Source organism: Acinetobacter pittii ATCC 19004 = CIP 70.29 (assembly GCF_000369045.1).
Taxonomy (GTDB): domain Bacteria; phylum Pseudomonadota; class Gammaproteobacteria; order Pseudomonadales; family Moraxellaceae; genus Acinetobacter; species Acinetobacter pittii.
Window position 1 is genome coordinate 77177 of record NZ_KB849789.1, and the last position, 22414, is coordinate 99590.

The window sequence follows — 22414 nt, forward strand, 5'->3', positions numbered from 1 at the left end:
ACAGTTGTTGCAGGTACAGATGGAAGCTGGACAGTACCGAACCCAGGCTTGAATAATGGCGATGTTGTAACAGCAACAGCGACAGATGCAGCAGGTAATGAATCAGTACCGGCAACAGAAGTTGTAGATACTGTACCTCCAGTAATTGCTATTGATGAATTGGATGATGTTGATCCGATCACAGGTACGGCAGAACCAGGTTCAACAGTAACTGTAACCTTCCCAGATGGTAGTACCATTACTACTACTACAGAAGGTGATGGTACTTGGTCTGTAGCTAATCCTGGCACATTAGTAACTGGCGATGTTGTCACAGCAACAGCGACAGATGCAGCAGGTAATACTTCATTACCAGTCACATCTATAGTTCCAGTTTTCATTGATGCTATTGATGATATTGCTACGGTATTAAGTGAGGTTAATCCTGTAGTAACTCATCCTGATATTCCGGGTGGTGCGTTAGTAACCTTCCCATCATTATCATTGATTGGGCCAATTATTGACTTGAAAGGTCAAACACCAATTACAGTGACTGTACCTGAAGGTGGAATTGCATCGTTTGATGTATCTTTTGGTGGAGTTCTAATAGGTGGTGGTATTGGTTCTTATGACCTTAATATTCTTCGTTATAACGAGAATACGGGTGGATATGAGCTCTATAATAAAATAGATAATGCTGGATCCATGCTTGGAGTTGGTTTAGGCGTCATGGGAGGTGGAGCATCCATCAGTAATCTACCTGAAGGACAATATGCACTTGTATTAACTCCAGGTGAGGGCGTACAAGTTACAGGAATTGGTATCGCTTCAATTTCTGTTACCAACGAGGTGTTGAGTGATTATGGTGATGTCGTTGCAAAAGGTAATGTGATTACAGCAAATAATCCTGAAAATCCAACGGACGTTGCTGATGTGATTCATGCTGGTGAAACAGCAACGGTTATCAGTGTTGCTAATGAAGATGGTGTGATAACTGCTCTACCACAAGACAGTGAAGCATTTACTCGTATTCAAGGTGAATATGGTGAGTTGTTTATTGATAAGAATGGTAATTATGAATACATCCGTGATTTCACCATTCCAAATAGTTTAGGTAAAGTAGATAGTTTCACTTACACCATTCAGGATAGTGACGGGCATCAAGATACAGCGACTTTAAATGTTCGCATTGATACAAATGATCTTGATATCACATGGCCAGAAGATCCAACTCAAGATGGTGTCGTAGAGTTGACGGCAACTGATAATACAGCAGCAGCTGCGATTACATTAGTTCCATCAACCAATACAACTGTTGATACGGGTAGTATGGCTGCAAGTAGTACGAAACCGTTATTTGGCGCTGCTACTTCAGTTGCTGGTAGTGATACGAGCGATGTGATTAATGTCGCTGCAAATACTGCCGCATCGCTTAATTTCTCTGTAACTACACAAGGTGGTATCCTCGATAGCTCTGCTAATGGTGATACTTTCAGTTATCAAGTGCAAAAACTTGTGAATGGTGTTTGGACAACTCAACCTGGAGCATCAGCTTCTGTTGTACATTCATCACCAATCTTAGGTGATGCTGGCGGTACTGTGTTGATCAGTGGCTCTTATCAGGTTTCTGCATCAGACACTGCTAGTCAATGGCGTGTCGTGTTTGGTAGCACAGAATCTAATATTCCTCTGATTGCTGGAACGAATACAACTACTGTCAACACTACTGTAAATGCTACTTTCACACATTATGACCAATTCGTTGGTAATGGCACGACGGTAACTGCTACGGGTAACTTGTTAACAGATGATTCTGGTAATGGTGTAGATGTAACGGGTGGAGCAAGTACAAAAGTATTTGTAGAAACTTCGCCTGGTACATATGTACAAGCGAATGGTCAAACAATCACGGTTGAGGATGGTACATTCGTTGTTTCGGCAAATGGAACATATACGTTCACAGCAAATAGTTCTGCTACTTCTGGTGATGTCGCTACATTGAACTATAAACTGGTTGCTGCAACAGGTGATGAAAGTACACCTGCAACTTTGACCGTGAATATTGGTAGTGAGACCATCAGTACCGCTAGCCACGACATTATTACTACTGGAGCTGGTGCAGATACAGTTGTCTATAACTTACTGAACGCTGCTGATGCAACAGGTGGCAATGGTAAGGATGAATGGACTGACTTTAATTTGGCACAAGGTGATAAAGTTGATATTAGTTCATTGTTAAATGGTGCTAATGCAAGCAATATCTCTAATTATGTGTCTGTTACTTCTGACGGTGCGGGTAATACTTTGATTAGTATTGATCGAGATGGTACTGGAAATACATATAACTCAACTGATCTCATTGTATTGAAAAATACAGATACAACATTGGATGAGTTATTGAATAATAATCAGTTGTTGTTTTAATTGATTGTTGTTGATAGAAAACTGTAAATAGAAGAGAAGGCATAAGTGCCTTCTCTTTTTTTATTTAAAAATAGTTTTTAAAAGCATTAGTCGCAGTAAATGGCTTATTTAATATTTTTGAAAGTAAAATTAACTAGATTTTTGGGACTGTTCTAAATTTTGTGTAAGTACTTAATTTTCATTTATCCTTCAGAGGATAATTACAAAAGGTACTTCACATGGATGAAGCAACAATCAAAAGTATGGCTGCCGAATTGGCTAAAGGTCTAAAAACACCAGAAGACTTAAACCAAATGACAGCAGTCTTTAAAAAATTCATGATTGAAACTGCACTCAATACTGAACTTTCAGACCATCTCGGTTATGAAAAGCATCAGCCCAAGAAAGGCTCAAATAGCCGTAATGGGTTTAGTTCTAAAACCATTACAACTCAAGATGGACAACTGGCTTTAGATATTCCCCGTGATCGAGAAGGTTCATTTGAGCCACAAATTATAAAAAAGCACCAAACACGCATCACCAGTATGGATGACCAAATCCTCTCACTGTATGCAAAAGGAATGACTAATAGGGAAATTGTAGCCTTCTTCAAAGAAATGTACGATGCCGATGTGTCAGCATCTCTCATCAGCAAAGTTACCGATGCTGTGATTGAGCAAGTGACTGAGTGGCAAAATAGAGCCTTAGATAGCCTTTATCCTGTTGTCTATCTTGACTGTATTGTTGTCAAAGTCCGTCAGCACTCCAATGTGATTAACAAGTCCGTATACCTTGCTTTAGGCATCAATATGGATGGGCAAAAAGAATTACTGGGTATGTGGATTGCTCAGACAGAAGGTGCCAAATTCTGGCTGTCAGTCATGACAGAGCTAAAAAATCGAGGAGTACAGGACATTCTTGTTGCCTGTGTAGATGGATTAAAAGGCTTCCCTGACGCGATAACCTCTGTTTACCCTCATACTGATATTCAACTGTGTATCGTGCATGTTGTACGCAATAGCCTGAGATTTGTAAGCTGGAAAGACTACAAAGCTGTTACGTCGGGTCTGAAAGCGATTTATCAGGCAAGTACAGAGGAAAATGCTTTAAAATCCCTAGACATCTTCTGTGATCAATGGAATCACCAGTATCCCAAAATTGGAGAATCCTGGCGGGCCAATTGGGAAAATATCCGAACGATCTTTAGCTATCCAGCCGAAATACGTCATGCAATTTATACAACAAATGCGATTGAGTCGTTGAATAGCGTAATACGCCATTCAACGAAGAAAAGGAAAATCTTTTCATCTGATGACTCAGTAAAGAAGGTCATTTACTTAGCAACATCAAATGCTGCGAAGAAATGGACGATGCCAATTCAAAATTGGCGTTTAGCAATGAATTGGTTTACGATTCAGTTCGATGATCGATTAAAAGATCATTTATAAAAAATGGAACTTACACAAAATAATTTACAGGCTCAGATTTTTTTATTTTTAATAACTTTTTTTAAGAGACTTTTAAATTCATTTTTCTCTATATTACGTTCGTTCTTGCTTTCTAGAGTTATCAATAATGTATCTAAAATTTGTGTGTTGAAATGAGCTGAATTTTGATCAATTTCTTTCCAATGATATAAATTCCAATTATTTAAAATAGAAATTTGTTGATCTTGTCTTCTAAGATTTTCAAGAAACTTTTTCATAAAGACGGTTCCTTTTAAATATTGATCTTGAAAAACAGGTTGCCCATCAGTGTATCTCTGTTTTATGAGAGAAGAGGGTAAAAATAGTTTTCCATCAGATGTATCTACAAGTGTAGAAAGACGGTTCCATAATTGAGATGTCCTATAAGTTCTTTGCAAGATGTATTTGTCGAAATCTTCTTCATTTTTCGGCAAATTTCTTTGTCCATATGTACCAAACTTATCTTTTCTGATAATCCCTTCTGACCAAGCTGCCAAGCTTTCTGTCAGCCAAGGTTGCTTAAACATCGTATAACCATAGGTGTAAAGATGAAATAATTCATGTGCTATTAATGAAGAGTCAGTAGTTAGATTTGGAATATTATTGCTAATAAGAATAATTAGAGCACAAGCATTTTTTTTTAATGGATTATTGGAATGTCGATGGGGTTCATCATAAGCTAGTCCGAGTCCATCAAGCTTCTGTATTTGTATATCAATATATTGGACGTTATTTTTATAGCGTGGACTATTCAAAGGATCTTGGTAGCCTAAAACGGACCAAGCTTTTCGTGTGGTATTTGCTTGAATAGCAATATTTTCTACATAGTCTGGAACATGATTTAGATTTTTATCCTGCTGAAATATTAAAGCATTATCACCAGAAGTAGTGTAAAAAATACGCAGATTATTCATGCCATAATAGACTTGATCAAGTTGTTTAACAACAGGAGGGCTACTTGAATAACAATCAGTTTTTGCATGAATATAAGTAGATACACAAAATGTAGAGAATAATAAAACCAAAGTTTTTTTATGCATAAAAAACATTACTGAATAGCCTGGAAAAGCTCTTGCCATTTTAGGGCAAATTGTTTTTGATCTGTGAGTCGACTACATGCATATGCATTTTCACTAAGTTTAAGCCGTTTGTGTTCATCTTTTAATAAAGAAACTACTTTCTGTGCAAATAATTCTTCATCTTGAAAAGTAACTAAATAGCCATTTTCATCATGATTAATCATGTCTGATGGTCCGTAATCGATGTCATAACTCACGACAGGGCAGCCATGGCATAGGGCTTCTAAAACTGCCATACCGAAACCTTCAGATCGGCTAGAAAAAAGGAATAAGCTTGCCTTATTATATAAAGCATCAGTATTCTCATTATAGCCCATCAATTTAATATGGTTATTTAACTGATGTTCATCAATTTGACTTTGTAAGAAGTTATGCTCACTTCCAAAACCATAAATGTTTAAATAAGCATTGGGGATTACTTCTACAACTTTTTTAAAAATTCTAATTAAGCTATCTAAATTTTTCGCTTTATCATATCTAGCAATAGTTAAGCAAAACATTGGGTCTCTGTTTGAAAAATTGACATGGTCAATAGATTTTTCATATATATGTGGAATAACAAATAATTTCTCTTCCATTCCAAAGCGCTGTTGAATATGTTGTTTTTGGCGTTCAGTTAAGATTACTAGTGCATCTAATTCATTACTATATTTAAAATAGCTACGATAATGACGATTAATTGTAGAATTTTGAATATCATGACCATTTAGATGGGTAGCATGAATTGTCCCAATAAATCGCATGTTTTCTTGTTTTATCTCTCTAAGTGGTTCATAGAAATGAATTGCACGGTCGATAAGAATATACATCAGATCATTTTTATAAAGTTGAGAGATTTTTAGGAACCAATACTGAATGAGCTGAGATTCAGTATCAAAAACCTCATTAATAACACCTTGTTTATTAAATAAAAAAATATTTGAAACAATGTTTTTATTCTTTTCGTTGAGTTGGTAGTTTTTTATAATAACTGGATAACCTTCTGTATGATAATAAGTTTCAGTTATTATCATTTGATTTTCTGGGTTGATGACTTGAATACAACTAAGATAACCATAAGAGTCATAAATAATTCGTCCTGTTTTTACACCTTTTTTGAAAGTATTCACATAACTTAAAGTAGGAGAGTCATTTTGCCGTATTTCGTACAAATAGTTTTTATTATTTTTATCATGAAAACGTTGATTGTAGGTGAAAGGAATTATAGTTTTTAAAATGTTACTGTTAAACATTTCTACCATAGGGCTATGAATTTTTTTATTAGCTAGTTTTAGATGAGTTCCTTGAAAATCACCATATAAATTGAGATATCCAATAGAAGGAGGAGCTAAGTTTGTAGATATAAGGCTCCAATAATTTTCTGCAAGTGAGCGATCATATTCAGTAGTAATAATTGTGGGGCTAATACCTAATTGTTCATTTAGTATTTTTGCGCGCTTTAAAAGAGCAAAAACCAATCCATTTTTCTTTTGGTCAATTTTTGGAAATAGAAAAAAATATTGAGATTTCATAATAAATAACCATTTTATAAGTTATACAACATAAAAGATTTGTTTGCTTAAGATGCTTTCAGTAAATCATTTTTTGTAAAAATTGGTGGGTGGTATTCATTTAATCTTTCTATATAAATTCTTTTTTCTAAATTATTTATGAAATCAGATGGATCTGTAAAATTTAGACCTTTTAAATCATTTTTATGAAATCTCCACCATTTTAAGCGCATTAATTCTTTAATGACTGTATCTTCGAATCTTTTACGAATTAATTTGGCAGGATTACCACCCACAATAGTATATGGTTCTACATTCTTGGTAATAACACTATTAGAAGCAATTATTGCTCCATCACCAATTGTAATATTATTTTTTAAAACAACATCAGCTCCAATCCAAACATCATTTCCGATAGTAACATTACGCCGACTTCTATAATTATGGGTGACTAATGCTGGATCAGTATCATGATAGTCCTCACTATAAAAGTGAGGTGAAGTAGAAATCCACTCGGGGAAGTGGTGAGCACCCATAATTTTGATATTACTTGCTAGACTACAATAGCGGCCAATAGATACCCCATAGTTAAGATTAGAAGATGAGTAAGAGAAGGCACCAATTGTACAAAGGCTTAGAACAGAATTATAAAAATTATTATGTCCTTCAAGTTTCAAATCATTATTTAGTGTAATAAGCTTATGTGGATTTTTTTTAAGGAAAAACATATTTATATTAAGTCGACTAAGACACTTTTCAATTTTAAAAAACTCAACATTTGTAGTTTCATTTGATAAAGTAAATATTTCATTATTCATAAAAAAACCTTTAATTACATTATTAAATAATTTTGGATTTGAAACTAATCTTTGAAGTGTAAATAATAAGCAATGTAACCTGATAAATTATGTTCTTGATCATCAATTCGAGCACGAAAACGATCATGTCTTACATAAAAAGAATTTAATATAGACTTGGGGGTTTTCATATACATGGCAACTTCTGGATAGAAGAAACCTGTGCGTTGAAATTCAGCACGTAACTGAATAAGAGATTTTAATTCTTCAAATTTAGAAGATTTAAATAGATTTTCATGACCTTGTATATTTAGACGTTTTACCATTTTATAAGCAGACATCATCATCTCAAGGAAAGTAGCATATACTGTTTTACGATTTTTAATGAAGTCCATGTGATTTAAATAGTTGTTTATACCAAATTGGTAGTATTTAACTTCTGGACATACTACTGTTAATTCATTCGTACAATAACTTAACCAATGATCATGATATTTTTCATATGAATTAGATATGAAGTTATCAAACATTAATTTAACAGTATCTAAAAGAACTTTATTATTATTTAACTGATAAAGCCTTAATAGTGCTAATGCAGCTTCACCATCATAATAAACAATTCTAAATTTTTCTTTAATAGACAAGGAAGGATATTCCAAAACATGAGTTGTTTTTCCTGTTTTATCAATCATTTGTAGAATTCCATTTGCTATTTTTTCTGCATATTCTAGATACTTTTTATTTTTAGTAATTTCCTGATATTTTGTTAACATTAAAATAGCAGCTGCATTCGCACCAAGCTTGATCTCATGATTATTGTCATTTCCATCAATCATATGAGCAGTATCTTCATCTATTAGCTTAAAAAAATTTTTGATGCTGTACTCAATAGCTAAATGAATTTTAGGCCAATATTGATTATTCTCTTCAATCTCAAAAGTTTCTAAAAGAGAATAAATTGAAGTGCAATGCCGTATTGTATTGTAGCTTTTAATTTCATTATCAAAGGCAGGGAAATAGCCATAGATAAATTTCCCATCTTCTAAAAGTTGATTGGATAGAAATTTAGCATTTTTATTAATTATTTCTTTAATATGAGATTTATCATTTCTATCAATAAATCTAACCCCATTTTCACAACCGCCACTTTGAAGTTTAATAAATTTCCCATTTTCGTAAAATACACTTTTAGTTTCAAAAAGCCAAACATCTTTAATTTTACTAATTTCTAGTTCTTTTTTAATAGAAGGATATTTTTTCTTGATTGCATTATTTAAATTATTCTGGTCAATGAAATTTTTTTGATCATATGAAATTCCTCGTATGATTGCATTCCCATAAATTTCTTGCTCTAAAAAACATATATTAAAATCTTTATCAAAACTAATACCTTTCCTAAAATGATTATTATGCTTTTGATTAGATATATCATTGGTAACATCAGTCCAACTGTTTTTTTCTATCTGAGTTACAATATCAAGTTTTATATAGGCTAGATAACGTTTATCTTTAAGAAAAATTTTTTCTAAAAAGTTATTTATTTTTTTTTGCAACTTTTGTATGTCAGCACTAGCGATTGAAAAAACTTTACAACGTTGATCTAGGCAACCATATGAGATAAAGACTATTTTTTTATCAGAGTCAGTCTGATTATATAGTGATATCCATTCACTGATCTGATTCTTTAAATTACTTAAATCTAAATATTTCAATTGATGTAGCATATTATGACCTAATTAAGTTAATCTTGACTAGAAAACAATTAAATTGTTTTAATCCCTTTCTTAAAAAATAATAGAGTGATATTTAATTCTGTTTGTTATTGTATTTGTTTTTTTGTGGTACTAGAAGTGATTTTAAGGCTTGAGTTGTGTTTAAAATTATTAAAAATTTAATTCATGTGTTTTAATTTAAGTGTAGTTTAAAACATAATTTATATTTTTAATTTTAATGTGATCTATCTTATTTTTTTGATAAAAATAAATGAATTATATGGTTTTTAATATTTCTTTTTTGTTGTTGTGTTAACTAATCTTGGTTGTTAATTTAATTATCTAAAGTTTATCTAAATGAAAAAGGTTAATTATGAAAAAATTAATTTCTTTATTGATGTTGCTAGCTACTAATCATATTTTTGCTGAAACAGTTAGTATTGATTTAACAAATGGAAATTTTATTGGAGATGATGCATATAAAGTTGTTACTTCGACGCAATCACAATGTATACAATTAGACAATTCTGGAATCGGAAGAACAGTTTGGGTTGAAGTGAATTTAAATGGTTACTCCTATAAAGAATGCATACGATATTATTCTGCCGGATTACTCGAAAATCAAATTAATAATAGAGCAATTGCGTATTTTTCTGGTGATGTAGCAATTGTAGGAGGAGTAGCACCTTTATCATATACTAACAAAAAACCACAGGACAAAGTTAATGAAGCAGTCGTTTGGTCCACAGAGTTGTATAATTTCCCATATATTTTTGTAGCTCGTCCAGGGATTTATGGATCATCTGGTGTGCATAATGGTGCTAGAAAGCCATTAGAATCTTTATTAATGTCTGAAGCATTAAATAAAATTAAGCAAAGACATCAAATTCTTAACTATGTGTTAGTTGGGCATAGTGGTGGTGGCCATATTGTATCTGCCTTATTATCAAAAAGGACTGATATATTATGTGCTGTTCCAAGTTCAGCTCCTTCATCACCAAAAATACAGGCTGAAGCATTGGGGAAGACATCTGATCCAAGACTATTTGAAACTGTAGATGCAATAACAGCACTTACACCCAAGCACCCAGCGAATAGAGTATTTGTTGTGGGGGATTTAAATGACAGTATTGTGCCTTGGGTTTCTCAAAAAGTACTTCATGACAAGTTGATTCAATTATCTTGGGCATCAAATATCATAAATTTACAAGCGGCTGACAGGGATCATCATAATTTGGCTGAGAAAGCTACTAAGATCGCAGGGATGTGTGCAAGGGGAATGCCAACCTTAAATATTCTTGACCAAGCTGGAAATCTATAAGCGTACTTTTTATTTGCATAGAACAATAAAAAAGTACTATTGCTATCATTCATAGGAATCACTTTTATGCGGATATTAAAAGATTAGCTTGCTTTGAATCTATAAAATGATCTATTTAATTGTTTATTACTTAAATATAAGTTTTATAAACGAAATGAAAGTTGAGATGAAAATTAATATAGATGTAAAAACTATAAATTCTGGACAATAAATTTTGAAAGCATTCTATCTTTAATTATTTTTATAATGTTTGAAATTTAAGTATTTAAAACATGATTTTAAAACATTTTTTTGATGGAGGTGATCTTAGTGTATGTAAAATAAAGATAATTTTTTAATAAAAAAATTATTTTTGAAATTAATTGATTTGTAATTGATACAAATGGAGGCTTATGTGAATATAATTTTGAGGATTTTTATTATGCAACTATCCTCGTATTTCAGGTTTGAGTGATATTCACTAAGTCCACAGCCTTTTAGGGTGTGGACTCTTCTTAATTAATAAAGAACTTAAAGTTATATTGATTTCTTTTATTCCAATTTAAGAATGCAAGGTTAAATTTCACTTAAATGTATTGGGGTATATCTATTGTTAATAATTCCAACTCTCTAAATTTTAATTTAAGATGGGATTTATAAAATGGATTTTTATATATTTAACATGAGGATTAAAATTAATGAAGAATTTAATTCTAACTCAAATCGTATTTTCATTAACACTAATCTTTTCTGGTTGTGTGAATCAACCATATGGACATCAATCGGTTTATTCACCACCTTCTATCAATACAATTGTGAATCATAAATTGTACTTAATAGCAGAAAAATCAGCCCATCCTAGCTTTGGTACAGGTGAGGTTACAGCAGATAAAGCTGCTCAATATGCAAATAATCATAAGAAGACAGTGATTTGTGATAAACATCATTACTATGCTGCGAGTAATACTATTAGTGAGTTGAAGCAGACAAAGATTACTTTAGTAAGTGGCGAGGAAGTTAATGTCCCTAAATCGTGTTGGGTCGAAGATGCGAACCCACAAAACTCAATTTATGTTTCCAAATCATCTGTAAGCCACGGTTTTTGATAATTAAGTACATAGTGGAGATTAAGCTCGAATAGCTTAATCTCCACTATAATTTATTTAAACAATTTTTAAAATATTAGTTATTTAAATCAAAATAATTGATTGAAACGATAGCCTGAAAATAATTTTTATATAATTCTATATTTAGATCTAGAAAACTATTTTTTTCAATTTTTATTAAATATATATTATTATTTACTTCTTTTCGATTTGAAATATATTCTATAGCAGAACCTATTTCATTAATTTTATAATTGCTTGATTGGTTTAAATTTAATGAAACTAAAAAAGAGAGAAAACCTATTTCTTTCATTTTTTCTGCATAGAAAGTAGCGTAAGTTTTAGTGCTTTTTATTGATCCTGTATCAAACATAATTATGCCTGGAAAGGGCCCAAGTCCTTTGGGAATATAAATCTCACCTGTTGCTGAGCCTAGTGAGGAATTCCAAAAAAGATCATTCATATTAAGTGTTTATCAAAATTAAAAATAAATAAATTTTCATAATAATGGCTTGAAAGCATTAAACTATTTGATTCAAAACTCAAAATTATGAATTTTAAAAGATTAAACTATTAAGCTAACGTTTGAAATTTTTTAACACTGTCAAGATTAACTTAAAAGTTTGATTAAGTTATTTCATTGAAAACAACTTTACTTTGTAAATATAATATAATCAATAGTAAATATATATAAATTATATATTTGCGCAAATTAATTTCATAATCAATTGAAAATAAAGTTTATTTTATGGTGTATAACTAATTAATCCTGATTTTATAGAGAAGAGTCAAAAGAAAAAAGTAATTTAAAATTGTAAGGAAAAAGTAAATTAATATAGAGCCATTATAAATTATCATTAATAAAAAATAAATTTAAAATATAATAATATTTTAAATATGTTTATATATATCAATGTCTTATCGAATTTTCTTAAAATTCAATATTTCCTATAATTTATATTGTGTAAAGGATTAAATTTTACTAATGAAATATATTTCATTACGATTCCCTTTTATATCATTCCATATGCATTTAATGGGTTTTTAATTAAAATTTAAATAATTACAATGTGTTACTTTTTGAAGCATTGTTTAAAATTCTTTGGATTACAGTTCTTGTAACTGAAAACTCTTTAGCGAGTGAATACACACTATAGCCTTTTTTGAACAACTCAATCACTCTATTTTTTTGTTCATTATTCAATATTTCAGGCCTACCAACTTTTCTTGCAGGTTTGTGATCTTTGAATTTTTTGTTGTCAGATTTGAACAATTTTTCAAATTCAGCAGATAATTTTAGAAAATGAAGGAAGAAAATTTTCAAGTCACCATTAATTTCATTTTTAGAATAATCCAAGCATATCAGTCGGATTTTTTTTTGATCAATTTTATCAACTATACTTAAAATTTCTTCAAAACTATTACCCAAGCAATCCATGCTTTTTATCACTAAAATATCACCTTCTTCTAATGAATAACTTATTAAGTTAAGAAATTTATCTCTATAAATAATAGATTTATCAACAGATACTTCTTCTACTACTAATCTATTCTTTTGAATTTTATAACCATACTCACTAAAAAAAGAGATATATCTAGAAAATTCAAATTGCAAATTAGGCTCTATTCTAACATAGGCATATGTACGCATATTAAAAACACCAAAATTAAACAAAAACAAAACAAATCTTAGCATCTTATTTTTTTAAAAAAAACATGAACTAAATCACAAAAGTGTACTATACACTGTTTAAAACACATTAATTAAATGCATAGATTGAGCTTCACTGTTTATCACATTTTTAATCATTGTTATTATATTAGTTAATAATTTTATTGGGCTTTTCTGGGTATTTCTTTTCATCTTTAATTACCTTGTTGCTTAAGTCTTTCTAAATTTAATATTAATCTAATATTAAAATCTAGTTTTATTTTTTTAATAGAATGATTTGAATATACATAACAAAACAAAATATCATATAGGAAATCAGAAGATTTTTGATATTTTATATATCTTTTTGATATAAAAGTATTTTTTTAATATATTGGTTTGATTTATAACTATGTGTTTAAATTTGTTAAAAATAAAAAACATGGTTTTAAAACAATTCTGTAAAATAATTTATGAAAATTATAAATTTATATTTTTTATTAATATTTAAAATATATATAGTTTTAATATTTGACTATATTTATAATTTTCTTATGCTGTTTTGTAAGTTTTAAATATAAAAATTAAAGTAATTTTCAGGCAATTATTTAATCTTTATATAATATCTTAACATATTATATTTTTGTTGTTGTGATCATTGGAATTTTAAAATAGTAGAAATATGGTAATAATTACACTACTATAAAATTATGAAATTAATAAACTAATCATATAACAATCAATAAGTGAAGATCTAAAAGTATTTTTTGATTTTAATTTACTTTATTAGACATACTTCACATCACTCTAAGGGATAGAGGGGGGATGACTATGCGTATTTATGCATATATACGAATAAATTCAAATATTGATGATTTGCAAAAAGAAAAAGAATCTTTTATTTCTTTACTAGCAAGCTTTGATCATAAAGTTCATCCTAAGAGAGTCATTTTTGAATTAGTATCAGTAGATAAACCTATTACTTTACGAACTATTTTTCTTAATTTAATTAACTATTCTTTAGAAGAAGATGATTTTTTAATAGTTAAAGGTATTGATTGCTTGGGTAGTAGTTTTACGGAGATATTATCATCTATTAAGTTAATTGAAAGAAAGAAGATTAAATTAATTATATTGGATTATTTTAATTGTGAATTTAAAGATGATATTAAAAATAATTTTATCCACTTTATGGAAATTTGCATTAATTTTGAAAAACTTTTTTTAATTGATTGTGTTGGACAAAAAAAATCTAGTTTATCCAGAAAAGGGGGTAGACCTGAAAAATTATCCAACGATCAAAAACAGGATGTTATTAATAAATTTAAGAAAGGTTTTAGTGTGTATTCGTTAGCTAAGGACCTTGCTGTCTCAAGGACAGTGATACAAAGAATAATTAAAAAATCTGACAATTAAGATATGAAAAATTTTGCTTTTAATAAGTATTAAATCATGTTTTAAACTTTTATTTAATACTTATTAAATTAATATTTAAATTTTAAAATTTAATTCATATTGATATTTTAATATTTCTATTGATATTGTTGTATAGGCCTTTAGTTATATCTTAACTTATTAAAAGTTATATTTATTAACTTAAGGTTTATTTATATAATTTTGGTAGCTCGAAATATGGATATGAGTATTGATTTAATCAAATGGAAGTGTTCTATATGTGAAGGTTTTATAGTGGTTGATCATTCAAAAATACAAAAAGAAGATTTAGTACAATTTGTATTTAGACGCATAAATAAGAATGATTCTTTTTATTTTATTTATAAAGTTGGTTTAGTTATTGATCGAAAAGAAGAATTATTGATCATCAAATATAAGAATAGAACCTATAAGGTTTTCGAAAAAGATACTTATCCTGCAAGAGCGCCAACTCACCTTATCTATAATATGTTTTGGGTATGTACCTGTTAATTTTTATATTTTGATTTTAATATCTTTTATGTGTAATAAATCTTTGATTTGCTAATTCTCTATATATTCAATAAAAAAGCCACTCGAGTAGAGCGGCTCTTTTGATTTGATAAGTTAGACTTACCAGCTTAACGCACCACCAGTTTGGTAGTCAGTTACGCGAGTTTCGAAGAAGTTCTTCTCTTTACGTAAGTCCATCATCTCAGACATCCACGCAAATGGATTCGTTACACCAGCAAATTGCTCTGGTAAACCTAACTGAGATAAACGGCGGTTACAGATGAATTTCAAATATTCTTCCATCATGCTTGCGTTCATACCCAATACACCGCGTGGCATCGTGTCACGTGCATATTCGATTTCAAGCATCGTACCTTCAACAATCATTTGAACCACTTCTTGTTGGAACTCAGCAGTCCAAAGGTGAGGGTTCTCAATCTTGATTTGGTTAATCATGTCGATACCAAAGTTCAAGTGCATAGATTCATCACGCAAGATGTATTGGAATTGCTCAGCAACACCGTTCATCTTGTTACGACGACCCATACTCAAAATTTGAGTAAAGCCACAGTAGAAGAAGATCCCTTCAAGTACACAGTAGAATGCGATCAGGTTACGAAGTAAACGCTGGTCGTTTTCAGGCGTACCTGTGTGGAAATTAGGATCAGTTAAAGATTGAGTATATTTCAAGCCCCAAGCTGCTTTACGTGCAACAGATGGAACTTCACGATACATGTTGAAGACTTCGCCTTCGTCCATGCCTAAAGATTCGATACAGTATTGGTAAGCGTGAGTGTGAATCGCTTCTTCAAACGCTTGACGCAAGATGTACTGACGGCATTCAGGGTTAGTAATGTGACGGTAAATCGCCAATACCAAGTTGTTTGCAACCAAAGAGTCCGCAGTCGAGAAGAAACCTAAAGAACGCATAACAATAGTACGCTCATCTTCGGTCAAGCCATTTTCAGACTTCCAAAGCGCGATGTCATGGTTCATGTTAACTTCTTGAGGCATCCAGTGGTTTGCACACCCGTCAAGATATTTCTGCCAAGCCCATTCATATTTAAATGGTACAAGTTGGTTCAAGTCCGCACGACAGTTAATCATGGCTTTGTCGTCAACTTGAACACGTTGAGCACCCATTTCTAGCTCTTCAAGGCCAGGGGCAACGTCTAAATGTTCTAGGGCTTGAGCGGCTCTAGCCACTGTATCGGAGGCAACTGTTGGTCGCACGGAATGGGTTCCAGCGGATTGTGGAGCTGCCACGCTCGGCGATGATGGCTGCGCAGTAGATACATTCTGCGAATCTGACGCTTTTTCCGATTGGACGGGCGTAGACTTGTGTTCAGGTGTAGTCGGTTTTTGCGAATCATCTTCAAAATCGTCCCAACTAAGGATAGACATTTTTGTTCTCTCTTCGTTGTATATATCTATATTTGACATCTCTTAAACGAAGATGTCCCTACTATACGCTTTTAATGTGTAAACAAAATTAAGTTTTATTGATGCATGACCAAATTTTGGGCCTTTGGTCTCTACTCACTACAACTTATTTTGTTTACGCTGTTGCTTACGTATTGTGATAAATGCGTAAACCATCGGCATATAAAAGAAAATAAAGGCAAAGATTAAAACTCCAACACCAAGCATATAGTTATGGCTGAGATGAGAAAGCATAATCTTTACCTCTTTTAAGATTGCTCCTTAGTGAAAAAGAGCAATCTTATTAAATGTTATTGGCAAGCTTCACAATCAGGGTTGTCGATTGAACAAGCCATTGGTACAGGAGCTGCTTGAGTAAAGCCTTCTTCTTCAACTGCTGCTTCTGGCTTCTTCGCTTCTACAACAGGGGCAGCAACTGCCGCTGCTTCAACAGTCGCAGGTTTAACTGCGTTTAAAGCACCTGTGTTGATTGTAGATTTTTCAGCAGAAGTTGCACCTAAAGCTCGGAGGTAATAAGTCGTCTTAAGACCACGTAACCATGCCATCTTGTAAGTGATGTCAAGTTTCTTACCGTTTGCACCAGAGATGTAAAGGTTAAGCGACTGAGCTTGATCAATCCATTTTTGACGGCGTGATGCAGCATCAACGATCCAACGTGTATCTACTTCAAACGCAGTAGCAAAGATTGCTTTTAATTCTTCAGGAATACGAGCAATTTTTTGTACTGAACCTTCAAAGTGTTTAAGGTCGTTAACCATTACTGTGTCCCAAAGACCACGTTCTTTTAATGCACGAACAAGGTATGGGTTAATAACAGTGAACTCACCAGACAAGTTAGATTTCACATATAAGTTTTGGAATGTTGGTTCAATAGACTGAGAAACACCACAAATATTAGAGATGGTTGCAGTTGGAGCAATCGCCATCACGTTTGAGTTACGCATACCGTCTTTTTGAACTTTGGCACGTAAAGTGTCCCAGTCTAAACGTTGAGTACGGTCAACTTCGAACATGCGCTCTGGACGAGATTTCGCAACAATTTCTAAAGAGTCGATTGGAAGGATGCCTTGATCCCACAATGAACCTTTGAATGTTGAGTAAGCACCACGTTCAACAGCCAAGTTGCTTGAAGTTTCAATTGCGTAGTAGCTAATTACTTCCATTGATTCATCAGCAAAATCAACAGCAGCGTCTGAACCGTAAGCAATACCCATTTCATATAGAGCATCTTGGAAGCCCATGATACCCATACCGACAGGGCGGTGCTTCAAGTTAGAGTTTTTCGCTTGTGGTACAGCGTAGTAGTTAATGTCGATAACGTTATCGAGCATACGTACTGCTGTTTTAATAGTGCGAGCTAACTTTTCACGGTCTAACACACCACCTTGAACGTGTTGTACAAGGTTGATCGAACCCAAGTTACATACTGCAATTTCGTCTTGATTTGTGTTCAAGGTAATTTCAGTACATAAGTTAGATGAGTGAACTACACCAACGTGTTGTTGTGGTGAACGTAAGTTACATACATCTTTGAATGTGATCCATGGGTGACCAGTTTCAAACAACATAGAAAGCATTTTGCGCCATAAGTCTTTAGCACGTACTTTCTTGTGTAGCATGTTAGTTTCTTTCGCTACAGACTCATAGTAAGCATAACGCTCAGCAAATTCAGCACCAGTTAAGTCGTGCAAGTCTGGAGTTTCAGAAGGGGTAAATAATGTCCATTCACCATCTTCAAATACACGTTGCATAAACAAGTCTGGAACCCAGTTCGCAGTGTTCATGTCGTGAGTACGGCGACGGTCATCACCTGTGTTTTTACGAAGCTCTAAGAACTCTTCGATGTCTAAGTGCCAAGTTTCTAGGTAAGCACACACAGCACCTTTACGCTTACCACCTTGGTTTACTGCAACAGCTGTATCGTTCGCAACTTTCAAGAATGGAACAACACCCTGAGACTTACCATTAGTACCTTTAATATAAGAGTTCAAGGCACGAACAGGTGTCCAGTCATTACCTAAACCACCAGCCCATTTAGAAAGCATCGCGTTGTCACGCATTGCGCCATAAATGTCATAAAGGTCATCGCCAATTGTTGTTAAGTAACAACTTGAAAGCTGTGGACGTAATGTACCTGAGTTAAACAGGGTAGGCGTAGAAGCCATGTAGTCAAAGCTAGACAATAAGTTATAGAACTCAATTGCACGCTCTTCTTTATCTTGCTCATTGAGTGCAAGACCCATCGACACACGCATGAAGAATAATTGTGGTAATTCGAAGCGAACGCCGTTTGAGTGAATGAAGTAACGGTCAAATAAAGTCTGTAAACCTAAATAGGTGAACTGATTAGAACGTTCTGGCTGAATTGCTGCTGATAGTTTTTCTAAGTCGAAGTCAAGCAAGTCAGGTGAAAGCAAATCAAGCTCAACACCTTTTTTCAAGAATGCTTCAAGTGCATTGTTTTCAGGTGTATCTGTTGATAAGCCTAAGAACGTTAAACCAGTGCTCACTAATTCGTTACAAAGCAAACGTGCAGTCACGTAAGTGTAGTTTGGTTCTTGTTCAATACGGGTACGTGTTGCCATCATCATTGTAGTGGCAATATCACTTTCTTTTACGCCGTTATATAAGTTTTTAACGGTTTCATCGACAATGGCTTGAACATCAATACCTTCCAAACCTTCAGCTGCCTTAGAAACAGTTGCTTGCAATGCACTTAAATCAAGTGGCTGAAGCTGACCGTTTTTGTCGGTAACTTGTAAAGTAGGGTGGTGGTTTGAGTTCGTTTGCTGACGAGCGCTAGCACGTTGTTCACGGTAAATCACATAAGCGCGGGCAACCTTTTGTTCCCCAGTACGCATTAAAGCAAGTTCTACTTGATCTTGAATTTCTTCAATATGGATCGTACCGCCCGATGGTAAACGGCGAGTAAAAGTATTTAAGACCATTTCCGTCAACTGGGTAATACGGTCGTGAATACGGCTAGAATCCGAACTCTGTTGACCTTCCACAGCAAGAAAAGCTTTACCAATCGCAACTGAAATTTTCTCTGCATCAAATGCAGCAACATCTCCAGTGCGCTTAATCACCTGAATTTGACCGGGAGTCGAAGTAATTACGCTCATGCCAGCATAGCTCCATTGTCACTTTTGTTATGTTCATAGACCGTTTGAACCGAGCAAAAAACATGCCACGATATTTGAGGGATAAACACAAGACTTAGTAGTTAAAGTTTATTTTCAACACAAGATACGGGATTTTTCATAGCAGATCAATCTTGACTTTTTAGTAATTTTTTATCTGTATGATTTGATGGGAGATAGCATAGCAAAGCTGTTAAAAAACACTTATAGATAACTTTGTGGATAACTCAAAAAACAAACACTTAAATAAATTCAAACTAAACAGAGAAATAATTTGTTTAATATTCATACATTGGAAATATGAATAGAATATGAAATTTAATAACAATAAATAAATCTTAAAAACACGTGAAAATTCAAAGGCTAATAAAATGCAACAAAATACGATGGTCATGTATCAGTTTGGTGAACGCCTACTTGTTTACAATGTAAACGTGTGTATATTGCAAATGATAAACGAATGTATCTGCAAGATTTTTAAGATGCATGAAACGAGATTTATAGGGGCAATGATATGAGCCAAGAAGAAAAGTTACCAAAGATTCTGATCGTTGAAGATGACGAGCGCTTAGCGCGATTAACTCAAGAATATTTAATTCGCAACGGCTTGGAAGTTGGTGTAGAAACTGATGGTAACCGTGCAATTCGTCGTATTATTAGTGAACAACCAGATCTAGTGGTTTTGGATGTCATGTTGCCGGGTGCCGATGGCTTAACAGTTTGCCGTGAAGTTCGTCCACATTACCATCAACCGATTTTGATGTTGACTGCACGTACAGAAGACATGGATCAGGTACTTGGTCTGGAAATGGGCGCAGATGACTATGTTGCTAAACCAGTTCAACCACGTGTTCTTTTAGCGCGTATCCGTGCACTATTACGTCGCACAGATAAAACCGTAGAAGATGAAGTTGCACAGCGTATCGAGTTTGATGACCTTGTAATTGATAATGGCGGTCGTTCTGTCACGCTAAATGGTGAACTTGTTGACTTCACTAGCGCAGAATATGACCTATTATGGTTGCTTGCATCAAATGCTGGTCGTATCTTATCGCGTGAAGATATCTTCGAACGTTTACGTGGTATCGAATACGATGGTCAGGATCGTTCAATCGACGTCCGTATTTCACGTATTCGTCCAAAAATTGGTGATGATCCTGAAAATCCAAAACGTATTAAAACAGTACGTAGTAAAGGTTACTTGTTCGTTAAAGAAACCAACGGGTTATAAGGTCTGAATAAACTTCCTATAAGGTTGGTCGAGTGTTTAAACACAGTATATTCCTGCGAATATATGCGGGACTGGTAATTCTTGTTGTTCTGGTTGCTGTCTTTGGTTATTTGCTTGTACAAATTATCAATTATCAACGGGCACAAGAATATCGAGAATCTTTAACCGATGGTATTTCTTATGTCATTAGTGAGGGAGTCGCTCGACAGCCTGGGAAGCAACAGAAAATAGACTGGGTTTCAGATGCGTCAGATTTATTGGAACTTCCAATTTACTATACTGATGCAAGCAAGGTTGAGTTATCTCGTACCGAGAAAAAACGAATCGAAGCTCAAAAATCTGTTGTCCGTTACGATGCCAGTAATAGTATTGCGTATATCATTATTGGCTTACGTGATGATCCTCAGCACTTTTTATCTATAAAAGTCGACAAAATTACTGAGCGCCAAATGAAGGCTCTCCCTATTTTTGTACTGGATTATTTAATGTTTTATCCGGGGCAAGAACAAGAATATCTTGCCAAGATTCAAAAGCATTTCTCTTACCCAATTAATATCTACAATATTCAAGATATTAATCTGGACTCTGAACAAATTGGTCGTTTACGCCAAGATCAAAGCGTCATGTTGTACAAAGACAGTGCGACAGTACGCGGAACAACTATTTCAATCGTCTCTCCAATTCCGAATCAGCCTACACGGGTTCTCGTGCTTGGACCAGTTCCGATGTTTAACTGGATGCCTTTGCAGCTTTCAGCAGGGATTACTTTATTTAGCTTATTTTTGCTGAGTCTAGGTGTCTATGGGTTGATCTTGCCGCTAGAGCGTAAAATTCGCCAAGTACGTTATGCATTAAATCGCATGAAGTCTGGTGATTTGTCATTGCGTGTTCCTATTGAAGGAAGTGACGAAATGGCAAACTTGGCATCAAGTTATAACAACATGTCTGATCATATTCAGCGCTTAATCGAGGCTCAGCGTGAGTTAATGAGAGCCGTATCTCATGAGCTTAGAACGCCTGTTGCCCGTATTCGCTTTGGTACAGAAATGTTGGCGGAAGAAGATGATTACAACCATCGTATGCATCAGGTCGATATGATTGATAAAGATATTGAAGCACTCAATACCTTAATTGATGAAATCATGACTTATGCAAAACTAGAGCAGGGTACACCTTCACTCGATTTTGATGAAATTACTTTATTTGATGTGTTAGATCAGGTTGCGGTCGAAACCGAAGCTTTAAAAACGCAAAAAGAAATTGAACTTGTTGCTCCTCCACTTTATGTAAAAGTAGATGCTGAGCGTCGTTACTTACATCGTGTTGTTCAAAACTTGGTGGGTAATGCGGTTCGTTATTGCGATAATAAAGTTCGGATTACCGGTGGTATCCACAGCGATGGTATGGCCTTTGTTTGTGTTGAAGATGACGGCGCAGGTATTCCTGAACAAGACCGTAAAAGAGTATTTGAAGCTTTTGCCCGTCTAGACGATAGTCGTACACGTGCGTCGGGCGGTTATGGTTTAGGGTTGTCTATCGTAAGCCGTATTGCCTACTGGTTTGGCGGTGAAATTAAAGTGGATGAAAGCCCGACATTGGGTGGCGCTCGCTTTATCATGACATGGCCAGCAAAACGCTTTAAACAGCCTCCTTTAAAAGCCAATAAAAAAGCACCTTCATAAGGTGCT

17 protein-coding genes and 1 pseudogene are annotated in these 22414 nt (G+C 33.6%); 9 read left to right on the plus strand and 9 right to left on the minus strand.

All coding sequences use genetic code 11. The annotated features are described in order from the left end of the window. A partial coding sequence (locus F928_RS10835; protein WP_005075185.1) for an ABSDF2314 family large adhesin occupies window positions 1–2403 on the plus strand: 2403 nt, incomplete at its 5' end. A 218-nt stretch (window positions 2404–2621) separates the two neighbouring features. Next, the gene (locus F928_RS10840) at window positions 2622–3830 is read left to right on the plus strand and encodes an IS256-like element ISAba26 family transposase (protein WP_004832869.1); all 1209 of its coding nucleotides are present in this window, start codon (window positions 2622–2624) and stop codon (window positions 3828–3830) included. 32 nt (window positions 3831–3862) lie between these two features. Here F928_RS10840 and F928_RS10845 read toward each other — a convergent pair whose 3' ends face one another. The 4 genes from F928_RS10845 to F928_RS10860 are packed head-to-tail and all read right to left on the minus strand — an operon-like array spanning window position 3863 to window position 8938. Beyond that, window positions 3863–4897 carry a hypothetical protein gene (locus tag F928_RS10845; protein WP_005075188.1) on the minus strand — a complete coding sequence of 345 codons (1035 nt, stop codon included), beginning with the start codon at window positions 4895–4897 and terminating at the stop codon, window positions 3863–3865. Then, entirely contained in the window at window positions 4897–6438 is a 1542-nt protein-coding gene (gene tagE / locus F928_RS10850) for a glycosyltransferase (RefSeq protein WP_002118332.1), read from the minus strand. The genes F928_RS10845 and tagE overlap by 1 nt, the downstream gene beginning before the upstream one ends. Window positions 6439–6485: 47 nt before the next feature. Further along, window positions 6486–7235, minus strand: coding sequence for a CatB-related O-acetyltransferase (vat, locus tag F928_RS10855; RefSeq protein ID WP_002118329.1), 750 nt, complete (start codon window positions 7233–7235; stop codon window positions 6486–6488). 44 nt (window positions 7236–7279) lie between these two features. Then, a complete protein-coding gene (locus F928_RS10860) occupies window positions 7280–8938 on the minus strand; it encodes a glycoside hydrolase family protein (protein WP_005075191.1) in 1659 nt (552 codons plus the stop codon). A 739-nt stretch (window positions 8939–9677) separates the two neighbouring features. Here F928_RS10860 and F928_RS21950 point away from each other — a divergent pair. Together F928_RS21950 and F928_RS10870 are read left to right on the plus strand one after the other, a co-directional pair. Further along, a pseudogene (locus F928_RS21950) lies at window positions 9678–10302 on the plus strand (hypothetical protein). A 622-nt stretch (window positions 10303–10924) separates the two neighbouring features. After that, window positions 10925–11332, plus strand: a complete 408-nt coding sequence (locus F928_RS10870) for a hypothetical protein (RefSeq protein ID WP_002117339.1) — start codon at window positions 10925–10927, stop codon at window positions 11330–11332. A 76-nt stretch (window positions 11333–11408) separates the two neighbouring features. Here the strand turns inward: F928_RS10870 and F928_RS10875 are convergent, their stop codons facing one another. After that, on the minus strand, window positions 11409–11795 hold the full coding sequence (locus F928_RS10875) for a hypothetical protein (protein WP_005075196.1): 387 nt from the start codon (window positions 11793–11795) through the stop codon (window positions 11409–11411). A gap of 600 nt (window positions 11796–12395) precedes the next feature. Further along, the gene (locus F928_RS10880; RefSeq protein ID WP_025469665.1) at window positions 12396–12983 is read right to left on the minus strand and encodes a recombinase family protein; all 588 of its coding nucleotides are present in this window, start codon (window positions 12981–12983) and stop codon (window positions 12396–12398) included. Between the two features lie 831 nt (window positions 12984–13814). Between F928_RS10880 and F928_RS10885 the strand changes: the two genes are divergently transcribed. Both F928_RS10885 and F928_RS10890 read left to right on the plus strand, forming a co-directional pair. Beyond that, a complete protein-coding gene (locus tag F928_RS10885) occupies window positions 13815–14399 on the plus strand; it encodes a recombinase family protein (RefSeq protein WP_005075201.1) in 585 nt (194 codons plus the stop codon). Between the two features lie 216 nt (window positions 14400–14615). After that, the gene (locus F928_RS10890; RefSeq protein ID WP_002120070.1) at window positions 14616–14909 is read left to right on the plus strand and encodes a hypothetical protein; all 294 of its coding nucleotides are present in this window, start codon (window positions 14616–14618) and stop codon (window positions 14907–14909) included. Between the two features lie 120 nt (window positions 14910–15029). Here the strand turns inward: F928_RS10890 and F928_RS10895 are convergent, their stop codons facing one another. The 3 genes from F928_RS10895 to nrdA all read right to left on the minus strand — a co-directional run bounded on the left by F928_RS10895 (window position 15030) and on the right by nrdA (window position 19477). Further along, the gene (locus tag F928_RS10895) at window positions 15030–16313 is read right to left on the minus strand and encodes a ribonucleotide-diphosphate reductase subunit beta (protein ID WP_005075203.1); all 1284 of its coding nucleotides are present in this window, start codon (window positions 16311–16313) and stop codon (window positions 15030–15032) included. A gap of 138 nt (window positions 16314–16451) precedes the next feature. After that, window positions 16452–16586, minus strand: coding sequence for a hypothetical protein (locus F928_RS10900; RefSeq protein ID WP_002120013.1), 135 nt, complete (start codon window positions 16584–16586; stop codon window positions 16452–16454). 56 nt (window positions 16587–16642) lie between these two features. Continuing rightward, window positions 16643–19477 (minus strand): ribonucleoside-diphosphate reductase subunit alpha, encoded by a 2835-nt coding sequence (gene nrdA, locus F928_RS10905; protein ID WP_002120003.1) that lies wholly within the window; start codon window positions 19475–19477, stop codon window positions 16643–16645. Between the two features lie 353 nt (window positions 19478–19830). On the opposite strand from nrdA, the gene F928_RS22620 reads away from it, so the two are divergent. The 3 genes from F928_RS22620 to bfmS are packed head-to-tail and all read left to right on the plus strand — an operon-like array spanning window position 19831 to window position 22408. After that, entirely contained in the window at window positions 19831–20013 is a 183-nt protein-coding gene (locus F928_RS22620; protein ID WP_031944149.1) for a hypothetical protein, read from the plus strand. Further along, on the plus strand, window positions 20010–20726 hold the full coding sequence (gene bfmR / locus F928_RS10910) for a response regulator transcription factor BfmR (protein WP_000076440.1): 717 nt from the start codon (window positions 20010–20012) through the stop codon (window positions 20724–20726). Before F928_RS22620 ends, bfmR begins: the two co-directional genes overlap by 4 nt. A 32-nt stretch (window positions 20727–20758) precedes the next feature. Continuing rightward, on the plus strand, window positions 20759–22408 hold the full coding sequence (gene bfmS / locus F928_RS10915) for a sensor histidine kinase BfmS (RefSeq protein WP_002120020.1): 1650 nt from the start codon (window positions 20759–20761) through the stop codon (window positions 22406–22408). Window positions 22409–22414 lie beyond the last annotated feature (6 nt).